We start from the raw sequence: 12,250 nt of genomic DNA on the forward strand, positions 1-12,250 counted from the left end.
AACAAGGAAGGTTTACCGAAATGAAACTAATTAATATTGCATTAGATGGACCTGCAGCTGCAGGAAAAAGTACAATAGCAAAGCTCGTTGCTGCTAAATTATCTATGATTTACGTAGATACAGGTGCAATGTACCGCGCTTTAACGTATAAATATTTACAGCAAAATAAAACTGAAGACTTTGATCAACTTATAAATACTTCTGAATTAGCGTTAACTTATGAGGAAGGTAAAGGCCAAAGAGTTATATTAGATCATAAGGATGTCACAGATTACTTGAGAGAAAATGATGTCACAAACAACGTTTCTTATGTAGCCGCTAAAGAACCAGTAAGAACTTTTGCGGTCAAGAAACAACAAGAACTTGCAGCGAAAAAAGGTATAGTAATGGATGGTAGAGATATAGGTACGGTCGTTTTACCAGATGCAGATTTAAAAGTTTATATGATTGCTTCTGTGGAAGAGCGCGCATTACGTAGACAAAAAGATAATGAACAAAGAGGTATCGAGTCCACAGTAGAACAACTTGAGCAAGAAATAGCTGAGCGAGATCATTATGATATGAATCGTGAAATTTCACCATTGAAAAAAGCGGATGATGCAATTACGCTTGATACAACTGGAAAAGATATAAACACAGTTACAAACGAAATTTTAAAAATGGTTGATGCAATCCGATGATTTAAAGCGTATTGCTTTCAGTAATATCTCACTTCTATAATAAATTGTGTATTTTGGTTATATTATATTTTGAATGGGTATATAAATAAAGTACATTATTTTAAACAATTTAGAACTACATTTATAAATAAATGTAAATATTGGGTAAAAATCATTAACTTTTAGTAATTGAAAAAACCCTATATTACAACTTTTTAACAAGTAGAATTGTCAATCTTTAAATAGAGGGGAATTTCTTGACAATTCTGTCAAATTATAAGATGTTATAATTATGTAGTGTAATAAGGAGGCAGACAAGATGACTGAAGAATTTAACGAATCAATGATTAATGATATTAAAGAAGGGGACAAAGTTACTGGCGAGGTTCTTGAAATTGAAGAAAAGCAAGTAATTGTGCACGTTAATGGTAGTAAATTTAACGGAATCATCCCTATAAGTCAACTTTCTACGCATCATATCGACAATCCAAGTGATGCAGTTAAAGTTGGAGACGAAATTGGTGCATATGTTACTAAAGTAGAGTATGACGAAGAAAATGAGACAGGTGCATATATACTTTCTAAACGTCAACTTGAAACAGAAAAATCATATGAATTTTTACAAGAACAATTAGATAATAATGAAACAATTGAAGCTAAAGTTACAGAAGTCGTAAAAGGCGGATTAGTTGTAGATGTAGGCCAAAGAGGCTTTGTGCCAGCTTCATTAATTTCAACTGACTTTATTGAGGATTTTTCTGATTTTGAAGGACAAGTTTTAAAATTAAAAGTTGAAGAATTAGATCCTGCAAATAATCGCGTCATACTTAGTCGTAAAGCAGTAGAAGCTTTAGAAAACGCAGAGAAAAAAGAGGCATTATTAGATTCACTTAATGAAAATGATGTCATCGAAGGAACTGTAGCTCGCTTAACTAACTTTGGTGCATTTGTCGACATTGGTGGTGTAGATGGTCTTGTTCACGTATCTGAATTATCACATGAACACGTCAAATCACCAGAAGATGTAGTTGCGATTGGAGATAAAGTTAAAGTCAAAGTTAAGTCAATAGATAAAGATTCTGAACGTATCTCATTATCTATTAAAGACACATTGCCAAGTCCTTTCGAATCTATTAAAGGTGAATTCAACGAAGGTGATGTTATTGAAGGAAAAGTTGTAAGATTAGCTGACTTCGGTGCATTTGTTGAAATTAAACCTGGCGTTCAAGGCTTAGTGCATATTTCTGAAATAAGTCATAAACACATTGGCACACCTAGTGAAGCATTAGAACCTGGTCAAGTTGTTAGTGTGAAAGTGCTTAGTGTTGATATTGAAAGTGAACGTATCTCATTATCTATTAAAGCTACATTACCTTCAGAAGATGTCATCGAAAGTGATAAAGAAACAACAAAATCTTATTTGGATAGTAGTTCAGAAGAAGAAGACAATCCAACTTTAGGTGATGTATTCGGAGATAAATTAAAAGATTTTAAATTTTAATACATGTGTTTTCTAAACTTTAAATCTTGTCCTAACCTTTATTTAGGATAAGATTTATTTTTATGCAAAAACTTAAAATAAAAATGACGTTAATATTACACAAATCAAGTATTTAATATTTCTTTTGATTTACATACCCCTTATGATAGAATTATAGAGATTAAATAAGAGAGGAAGTTAGTTATGACTAAACCTATAGTAGCAATTGTAGGCAGGCCCAATGTGGGTAAGTCAACAATTTTTAACAGAGTCGTAGGTGAACGTGTATCTATAGTAGAAGATACGCCAGGTGTGACTCGTGATAGAATTTATTCATCAGGTGAATGGTTAACGCATGATTTCAATGTTATTGATACAGGTGGTATTGAAATTGGAGATGCACCATTCCAAACACAAATTAAAGCTCAAGCAGAAATCGCAATTGATGAAGCTGATGTAATTATATTTATGGTGAATGTAAGAGAAGGATTGACGCAAAGTGATGAAGTTGTAGCACAAATGCTATATAAATCAAAGAAACCAGTTGTTTTAGCAGTAAATAAAGTAGATAATCCAGAAATGAGAAGTGAAATTTATGATTTCTATTCACTTGGCTTTGGAGATCCTTATCCAATTTCTGGATCTCATGGATTAGGTTTAGGTGATTTATTAGATGAAGTAGTAAAACACTTTAAAGAAGAAGAAGAAGATCCTTACGATGATGATACAATCCGTTTGTCTATTATTGGACGTCCTAATGTTGGTAAATCTAGCTTAGTGAATGCAATACTCGGTGAAGACCGTGTAATCGTATCAAACGTAGCTGGCACAACACGCGATGCTGTGGATACTGAATATAGTTATGATGGGCAAGATTATGTATTAATTGATACTGCGGGAATGCGTAAAAAAGGGAAAGTGTATGAAAATACAGAAAAATATTCTGTTTTACGTGCCTTAAAGGCGATTGAACGTTCAAATGTAATCTTAGTTGTTATTGATGCTGATCAAGGTATCATCGAACAAGATAAACGCGTAGCTGGATATGCCCATGAAGAAGGTAAAGCAATAGTTATAGTAGTTAACAAATGGGATACAGTCGATAAAGACACAAATACTATGAAGAAATTTAAAGATGAAGTTCGTAAAGAATTTCAATTTTTAGATTATGCTGAAGTTGCCTTTGTTTCTGCAAAAGAAAAACAAAGACTGAGAACTTTATTCCCATATATTCAACAAGCTAGTGAAAATCATAAAAAACGTGTGCAAAGTTCAACTTTAAATGAAGTAGTAACTGATGCTATCTCAATGAATCCAACTCCGACTGATAAAGGTCGCAGACTTAATGTTTTCTATTCTACACAGGTAGCGATAGAGCCACCAACATTTATAGTGTTTGTAAACGATGTAGAATTAATGCATTTTTCTTATAAACGTTATCTTGAGAATCAAATCAGAGCTGCTTTTGGATTTGAAGGCACACCAGTGCATATTATACCGAGAAAAAGAAATTAGTTAACGGAGGGGATTTAATGACTAAAGTTACAGTCTTTGGCACAGGAAGTTTTGGTACAGCACTAGCTAATGTATTAGCAGAAAATGGACACCAAGTACTTATGTGGGGGAAAAACGAACACACAGTTTCAGAAATTAATGAACAACATATGAATAGTAAATATTTGAAACAGGCGAAACTTGATGTATCCATTGAAGCTACTTTAGATATTAATAAAGCTACGCATTTTTCGGAAATATATTTAATGGCCTTGCCGACAAAAGCAATGAGAGAAGTGGCCACTGAAATCGATGCACTTTTATCATCTAAAAAAACATTTATACACGTAGCAAAAGGTATTGAAAATGATACGTTCAAGCGTGTTTCAGAGATGTTAGAAGATTCTATATCACCAGCTCATAATGCGGGTATTGGCGTATTGTCAGGTCCTAGTCACGCGGAAGAAGTAGTGATTAAACAACCCACAACGGTTGCTGCTTCTTCTAAAAATGCCGAGGTAAGTTTATTAACACAAGACTTATTCATGAATGATTATTTACGTGTTTACACTAATGATGATCTTGTAGGTGTAGAATTGGGTGGAGCACTTAAAAATATTATAGCTGTCGCTAGTGGAGTTATCACAGGTATGGGCTTTGGTGATAATGCTAAAGCTGCTTTAATGACAAGAGGGTTAGCAGAAATTAGTCGTTTAGGTGAAAAATTAGGTGCAGATCCGATTACTTTCTTAGGCTTAGGTGGCATTGGTGATTTAATTGTTACATGTACTTCGACACATTCAAGAAACTTCACTTTAGGATATAAGTTAGGCGAAGGTAAATCTTTAGATGAAGCACTAAATGAAATGAATATGGTAGTAGAAGGTGTGTATACAACGAAATCTGTTTATCACTTAGCAAAAGCACAGAATGTAGAAATGCCTATAACTGAAGCGCTTTACAGCGTTTTATTCGAAAATAGACCCGTTACGGAAAGTGTCAAAGATTTAATGGGGCGCGGAAAAAAAGCAGAATAAAAAGGTATTATTACACAATTTAAAAAATATATAACAATTTGGCATCTAAATCCCATTATTTCAACGTTTTTTACACATAAATCGTTGCAGTAGCAGTAATCGTTGTGTTAAAGTCATAGCATAATGATTATAATATCATTATAAACCCTAGGGGAGGTGAATTCATAATGAACAAGACAGATTTAATCAATGCTGTTGCTGAACAAGCTGACTTAACTAAAAAAGAAGCTGGTTTAGCTGTTGATGCAGTATTCGAATCAATTCAATCATCACTTTCTAAAGGTGAAAAAGTACAATTAATTGGATTCGGTAACTTCGAAGTACGCGAACGCGCTGCACGTAAAGGCCGTAATCCACAAACTGGTAAAGAAATTGATATCCCTGCAAGCAAAGTTCCAGCATTCAAAGCTGGTAAAGCTTTAAAAGACGCAGTTAAATAATTCTTTACTTAAAGTAAAGCCCTTTTATAAGGGGCTTTTTCTTTTTATATTCCTTTTTTAACTATAAGAACTTCAATATATTTACATATCCCATATATTAATATGATATGATTCGGTATAACGATGTAACTAACATAGTATATATTCAATAATCATAAATTTTTCAAACGAAGCATACATATAGCAAATCAAATATAAATTCATCCTTTTGGAACACATAACATAAATATTTATAACTTTAATCTTCGTTGATTTTAATTTTCTCTATATAATGTTAATATGTATATGGATAATAACGTGAGGTGTGAACATGGAAACGACATTAAGCATATTAGAAAAACAAATAGCACAGCGACTTAGCGGTGTGAATCATTATGAATCAATATATATCAATAGAATTTTAAGTCAGATACTTGATTCATATGATATTCCTGAAGAAGCTAAACTAGCTTGCCTCACAATAGATACTGCAATGCGCCATTTAGACGAAGTCTCTGTGACATTATCGTCTAAAAAGTCCATTTTAATTGGAGACTTGTTGAGTGCGCATTCTTATACATTATTAGCAAAATTAAATGACCTAACATTTCAAAAAAAAATTAGTTCAGCAATAGTTGAAATTAACGAAATTAAATCATCTATTCAAAATGGCAATATAACCCAAAGTCGAATGGGCGATAGTATTTTAAAAGTGGAAAATAGATTTCCAATTGTGACAATTCAACGCTACATACCTGATGCTAATATACAAGAAATTAATCATAAATTAATAGCTAATTTAAAAGAAAATCCCCCTTCTTACTTAAGTGAATATACTGAAATAGAAATACAATCATTTTTAGATGATATAGCATCTGAAATAATATAAAAAAGAGGTAATTGAAATGGCAGATAATAAAGCAAAGAAAGAACAAGTACACAATGTTTTCCAGAATATATCAGGTAAATATGATCGCCTTAATAATATTATTAGCTTTGAACAACACAAAACATGGAGAAAGCGTGTTATGAAAGAAATGAACGTCAAGCCAGGTAGTAAAGCGTTAGACGTATGTTGTGGCACTGCTGATTGGACAATCTCACTTAGTAAAGCGGTTGGTCCAAATGGCGAAGTTACTGGCGTTGACTTCAGTGAGAACATGCTAGAAGTGGGTAAAGAAAAGACTAAAGATATGGACAATATAAAACTTGTTCATGGTGACGCGATGAATCTCCCCTTTGAAGATAATGAATTTGATTACGTAACTATTGGCTTTGGTTTGAGAAACGTGCCTGATTATTTAGCTACACTTAAAGAATTGAATAGAGTACTTAAACCAGGTGGTATGGTCGTTTGTTTAGAAACAAGTCAGCCTACTACACCTGTTTTCAAGCAATTATACAAACTATATTTTAAATTTGTAATGCCGATTTTTGGCAAGGTTTTCGCCAAATCAAAAGATGAATATGAGTGGCTACAACAATCAACATTTGATTTTCCAGGTAAGGAAAAATTAAAACGACTGTTTACACAAGCAGGCTTCAGTAATATCAAAGTCCGTAGCTTTACAGGTGGCGTTGCAGCAATGCACCTTGGCTATAAATAAAAATGAATCAACCAAAGGTGATTAGCGTGTCAAAGTTAAATATGAATAGCGAAATTAAAAAAATCGAAAAACGATTAGAGCAGGCTATAAAAAGCGAGGATAAAGTGCTTGAAGAAGCTGCCTTTCATTTATTTTCTTCAGGAGGAAAACGCGTGAGACCTGCTGTTGCAATTTTAAGTAGCCAATTTGGTAAAGAAATGAACGAAGATGTATACCGTGTTGCAGTAGCTTTAGAACTCATACACATGGCAACTTTGGTGCATGATGATGTCATTGATAAAAGTGATAAACGCCGTGGTAGACTTACTATTGCTAAAAAATGGAATCAATCCACAGCTATACTAACTGGTAATTTCTTACTTGCTTTAGGCCTTGAACATATATCAGACATTGAAGATAATCGTGTGCATACAATTATATCTAATTCAATTATAGATGTATGTATGGGGGAGTTGTTTCAGTTTCAGGATCAATTCAACGGACACCAGTCCATCACTAATTATCTACGTAGAATTAATCGAAAAACAGCATTACTGATCCAATTATCTACTGAAGTAGGTGCTATTGCTTCTGGCGCTGATATTAAAACTGTTCATAATCTAAAAATGATTGGTCATTACATTGGTATGAGTTTTCAAATTGTAGATGATATATTAGATTTTACAAGTACCGAAAAGCAATTAGGTAAACCTGTGGGTAGTGATTTAATGAATGGCCATATTACATTACCGGTTTTATTAGAAATGAAAAAAAATAGTGCATTTAAACAGCAAATACAACAATTAAGTCCTAATAGTAGCCCAGAAACGTTTAAATACTGTATTGACACAGTTAGATCATCTGATGTTATTCAGCAATGCTTAGGTATTAGTAATAAGTATTTAGATAAAGCTTTAGACCTAATTGATGAGTTAGAAAATGATAGCGCAAAAGCACTGTTCAAAAAACTGATTAAAAAAGTTGGGAAAAGAAATGTGTAAGTTGTGTGAAAAACATTGAAAGCGCTTTAATTACCTGTTAGTATATTAGTGTATCTGATAGTTGTTTTATATTGATACATATTTATTGAGTATAACGACATCGTTTAATATTGATACATAAAACAGGGGGATAAACACACAATGGAAAGAACATTTCTAATGATCAAACCGGACGCGGTTCAACGTAACATGATAGGAGAAATTATTTCTCGTATAGAACAAAAGGGACTAAAATTAGTAGGTGGGAAATTTATGACTGTACCTCAATCATTAGCTGAGGAGCATTATTCAGAACATAAAGAAAAGCCATTCTACAATAATTTGATTGAATTCATTACATCTGCACCCGTTTTTGCAATGGTTGTTGAAGCTGAAGACGCTGTGAATATTGCGCGTCACATCATAGGTAAGACAAATCCATCTGAAGCTACACCTGGGACAATTAGAGGAGACTTAGGCTTAACAGTTGGTAGAAATATCATACATGGTTCTGATTCAGTAGAATCTGCAAATAAAGAAATTAAACTTTGGTTTAAACCTGAAGAATTAAGTGATTATACAGAATCACGTGAAGCGTGGTTGTACGAATAAATTAATCATACATAGATTGTATAACAAGCAACTATTTTAATAAGTAAGTATAAACAAACTGGTTGGATATTAATAATCCATATCAGTTTGTTTTTTTATATGTTAAAATTTCGAAATACTTAAGCATTTATCCGACGGTGTAAAGAACAATATTTCTAGCCGATTGAGTAAATATCATTTGTGTGTTTAAATAGTTAATTAAAAACGTCCTCAACTATATTAAAATCGCTTGTTTATATTATAAATGAAACTACAAATGTTACACTTATAGATAGATAAAATGATAGAATTTTCATAAGATTTATGATTTGTTTATTTTTCTATTAATTTGCTTAAATGAATATGATAAGATATAGAACATATAACAATTTAAAGTACTAAAGAACGGAGTGGGTAAAGTATGAGATATTTAACTTCTGGGGAATCACATGGACCACAGTTAACAGTTATTATTGAAGGTGTACCAGCAAATTTAGAAATTAAAGTAGAAGAAATTAATGAAGAAATGTTTAAACGTCAAGGTGGCTACGGCAGAGGGCGACGTATGCAAATCGAAAAAGATAGTGTAGAGATTGTTTCAGGCGTACGTAATGGTTATACATTAGGAAGCCCAATCACACTCGTTGTCACTAACGACGACTTTACACATTGGAAGAATATTATGGGCGCAAATCCTATTAGTGAAGAAGATCAAGAAAATATGAAGCGTGTAATCACTAAACCACGTCCTGGGCATGCTGACTTAATTGGCGGTATGAAATATAATCACAGAGATTTAAGAAATGTATTAGAGCGTTCATCTGCTAGAGAAACTGCAGCACGTGTTGCAGTAGGTGCAGTATCCAAAATTTTATTAAAACAACTTGATATCAATTTATATAGTAGAGTTGTTGAAATTGGTGGTATTAAAGATGACGTGGAGTACGACATTGAAACCATTAAATCAAACATCGATAAAAATGATGTGCGAGTAATAAATGACGAAGTCGCACAGCAAATGCGCGACAAGATAGACGCTGCTAAAAAAGCCGGCGATACTATTGGTGGCGTCGTACAAACTGTAATTGAAGGCGTGCCAGTAGGTATTGGAAGCTATGTCCACTACGATCGTAAACTAGATGGTAGAATTGCTCAAGGTGTTGTGAGCATTAATGCATTTAAAGGAGTAAGTTTCGGTGAAGGCTTTAGATCTGCCGAAAAACCTGGTAGTGAAATACAAGATGAAATACTCTATGATGAATCAAATGGTTATTACAGAGGATCAAATCACTTAGGTGGATTTGAAGGTGGTATGTCCAATGGTATGCCTATTGTAGTAAATGGTGTAATGAAACCTATCCCGACACTATACAAACCATTAAATTCAGTTGATATTAATACTAAAGAATCATTTAAAGCTTCAATAGAACGCTCTGATAGTTGTGCAGTGCCAGCAGCTAGTGTAGTTGTAGAAAATGTAGTGGCATTTGAAATTGCAAAAGCTATTTTAGAAGAGTTCCATTCAAATCATATCGATCAATTAAAAAAACAAATTGAAGAGCAACGCTTATTAAACATAGAATACTAATTTGTATTTAAAATCAATAAAGTGATTAGGTGAAATGATGAAATTAGAAACTACTTATAAATCAAACAACTATCCAATCGTCGTAGAACATCAAGCGCTTGATCAACTACACAATTATATTGAAGATTATCAAGATATAGTCTTAGTTGTCGACGCTACCGTAGATATTAATTGGAAAAGCACATTAGAATTTATAACTACAGAATATGACGCACATAAGCTCGTCATTCCTTCTGGCGAAACAACTAAGTCATTTAGTTTTTATGAAGAAATGATGGAAACACTATTAAGTAAGCAATTGACTCGTGATACATGCCTAATTGCTGTTGGTGGCGGGGCGACTGGAGACTTTACAGGCTTTCTTGCTGCAACGCTTTTACGTGGCGTTGATTTTATACAAGTCCCTACAACAATTCTTGCGCATGACTCAAGTGTTGGTGGTAAAGTTGGCATTAACTCTAAACATGGTAAAAATTTAATTGGTGCTTTTTATAGACCTAAAGCTGTTATTTATGATTTGAATTTTTTAGCCACTTTACCATACTCTGAAGTTTTAAGCGGCTATGCTGAAGTATATAAACACGCCTTATTAAGTAGTACAGAAGCAGTTCAAAATATAGAAACACAATTTCCAAATGCCACTGCTTTAGCATCACTAAATGAAATCGAATACTATATATTTAAAGGGATCGAAACTAAACTTAATATTATCATCAAGGATGAAAAAGAGACCAATGTACGTAAATTCTTAAATCTAGGTCATACTTTCGGCCATGCTGTAGAATATACGTTTAAAATTCCACACGGCCACGCAGTAATGATTGGTATGATTTACCAATTCATTGTAGCTAATCAGCAACTGAATCAAGATTTTGACATTGCGCACTACATCGATTATTTAAGTGCTTTAAATTATCCTTTAGACATTATCAATACTTTCGACTTCGAAACGCTTTATCATTTAATGCTCAAAGATAAGAAAAATAATCAACAAGGTGTACAAATGGTATTATTAGATGGCATTGGTCATCCTGTAGTAAAACATGTAGATAAAGAGGCACTTCTACAAGCATACACAACATTACTAACATATTTTAAAAAGTAGGTGGCTTAAATGGTAAATAGTAAAACGATTGATATAAATGGTCCATTAATAGGTGAGTTAGAAGTTCCAGGAGATAAGTCTATGACACATCGAGCAATCATACTCGGTTCTTTAGCTACTGGTACTTCCACGATATACAAACCGCTTCTTGGAGAAGATTGTTTACGTACTGTAGAAATATTCAAACTGTTAGGTGTAGACATCTCAGTTAATGAAGATAAAATTGTGATAACTTCACCTGGTTATAAACAATTTAATACACCTCATCAAGTGTTATATACTGGTAATTCAGGTACTACAACACGATTAGTGGCTGGCTTATTATGTGGTCTTGGAATAGAGACCGTCTTATCTGGTGATGAATCCATTGGTAAAAGACCTATGGACAGAATTATGAAGCCACTGAGACTTATGCAGGCGAATATTAATGGCATTAACGATAATTTCACGCCATTAATCATTAAACCAGCTAAGATAAAAGGTATTTCATATGAAATGGAAGTTGCGAGTGCACAGGTTAAAAGTGCAATTTTATTTGCAAGCTTGTTTGCAGGCGAAACTACAACAATTAAAGAAAAAGATACAACAAGAAATCATACCGAAACAATGTTCGAACACTTTAATATTCCTATAAAAACAGAATCATCTACAATTTCAATGCCAGCTAACGGTATTGAACATATACAACCTGCTGACTTTCATGTTCCAGGGGACATCTCTTCTGCTGCTTATTTCATAGTAGCTGGCTTGATTACACCAGGCAGTGATATTACAATTCACAATGTTGGCGTTAATACGACTCGTTCAGGTATTATTGATATCGTGACACAAATGGAAGGGAATATTACGTTATTTAATCAAACTGATGGTCCGGAACCTACAGCGTCTATTCGTGTACAATACTCACCGAATATGAAGGCTACACATATCGATGGTGACTTAGTACCAAGAGCAATCGATGAAATTCCAATCATTGCACTTTTATGTACTCAAGCTAATGCTACGAGTATTATTAAAGATGCTGAAGAATTGAAAGTTAAAGAAACAAATCGTATCGACACAACTGCAAACATGTTAAACTTATTAGGTTTTACATTACAGCCAACGAATGACGGTATGGTTATACATCCATCTGCATTAGAACAAACTGCAACAGTGGATAGCTTTACTGATCACCGTATTGGAATGATGCTTGCTATAACATCCTTATTAACCGACGAAACTTTAACAATTAATCAATTTGATGCAGTTAATGTTTCCTTCCCAGGTTTCTTACCTAAGCTAAAACAATTAGAAAATGAGGGATAAAAA

The 12,250-nt window shown here is 33.4% G+C and carries 12 protein-coding genes; all 12 read left to right on the forward strand.

Annotated elements, in window-relative coordinates:
* Positions 1–20: 20 nt before the first annotated feature.
* The 12 genes from cmk (at position 21) to aroA (ending at position 12,247) form a co-directional block, all read left to right on the forward strand.
* The gene (gene cmk / locus QMO72_RS07145; RefSeq protein WP_103267187.1) at positions 21–680 is read left to right on the forward strand and encodes a (d)CMP kinase; all 660 of its coding nucleotides are present in this window, start codon (positions 21–23) and stop codon (positions 678–680) included.
* A 298-nt stretch (positions 681–978) separates the two neighbouring features.
* Positions 979–2,160, forward strand: coding sequence for a 30S ribosomal protein S1 (gene rpsA / locus QMO72_RS07150; protein ID WP_103267186.1), 1,182 nt, complete (start codon positions 979–981; stop codon positions 2,158–2,160).
* A gap of 183 nt (positions 2,161–2,343) precedes the next feature.
* Entirely contained in the window at positions 2,344–3,654 is a 1,311-nt protein-coding gene (gene der, locus QMO72_RS07155; RefSeq protein WP_046836484.1) for a ribosome biogenesis GTPase Der, read from the forward strand.
* Positions 3,655–3,671: 17 nt separating this feature from the next.
* Positions 3,672–4,670, forward strand: a complete 999-nt coding sequence (locus tag QMO72_RS07160; protein ID WP_103267185.1) for an NAD(P)H-dependent glycerol-3-phosphate dehydrogenase — start codon at positions 3,672–3,674, stop codon at positions 4,668–4,670.
* 167 nt (positions 4,671–4,837) lie between these two features.
* The gene (locus QMO72_RS07165; RefSeq protein ID WP_002483248.1) at positions 4,838–5,110 is read left to right on the forward strand and encodes an HU family DNA-binding protein; all 273 of its coding nucleotides are present in this window, start codon (positions 4,838–4,840) and stop codon (positions 5,108–5,110) included.
* Positions 5,111–5,420: 310 nt separating this feature from the next.
* A complete protein-coding gene (locus QMO72_RS07170; RefSeq protein ID WP_069824016.1) occupies positions 5,421–5,978 on the forward strand; it encodes a heptaprenyl pyrophosphate synthase subunit A in 558 nt (185 codons plus the stop codon).
* 16 nt (positions 5,979–5,994) lie between these two features.
* The gene (locus QMO72_RS07175) at positions 5,995–6,696 is read left to right on the forward strand and encodes a demethylmenaquinone methyltransferase (RefSeq protein ID WP_069824017.1); all 702 of its coding nucleotides are present in this window, start codon (positions 5,995–5,997) and stop codon (positions 6,694–6,696) included.
* 26 nt (positions 6,697–6,722) lie between these two features.
* The gene (locus QMO72_RS07180) at positions 6,723–7,676 is read left to right on the forward strand and encodes a polyprenyl synthetase family protein (protein WP_199196692.1); all 954 of its coding nucleotides are present in this window, start codon (positions 6,723–6,725) and stop codon (positions 7,674–7,676) included.
* Between the two features lie 141 nt (positions 7,677–7,817).
* Entirely contained in the window at positions 7,818–8,267 is a 450-nt protein-coding gene (ndk, locus tag QMO72_RS07185; RefSeq protein WP_069824018.1) for a nucleoside-diphosphate kinase, read from the forward strand.
* Between the two features lie 400 nt (positions 8,268–8,667).
* Positions 8,668–9,834: a chorismate synthase gene (gene aroC, locus QMO72_RS07190; protein ID WP_103267269.1), complete on the forward strand. Its 1,167-nt coding sequence runs from the start codon at positions 8,668–8,670 to the stop codon at positions 9,832–9,834.
* A gap of 37 nt (positions 9,835–9,871) precedes the next feature.
* On the forward strand, positions 9,872–10,939 hold the full coding sequence (aroB, locus tag QMO72_RS07195; protein ID WP_103267268.1) for a 3-dehydroquinate synthase: 1,068 nt from the start codon (positions 9,872–9,874) through the stop codon (positions 10,937–10,939).
* Positions 10,940–10,948: 9 nt separating this feature from the next.
* Complete coding sequence (aroA, locus tag QMO72_RS07200; protein WP_103267267.1) at positions 10,949–12,247, forward strand: 3-phosphoshikimate 1-carboxyvinyltransferase; 1,299 nt, start codon at positions 10,949–10,951, stop codon at positions 12,245–12,247.
* Positions 12,248–12,250: the final 3 nt, after the last annotated feature.

The sequence above is a fragment of the Staphylococcus casei genome, assembly GCF_030294405.1.
Lineage (GTDB): Bacteria > Bacillota > Bacilli > Staphylococcales > Staphylococcaceae > Staphylococcus > Staphylococcus succinus.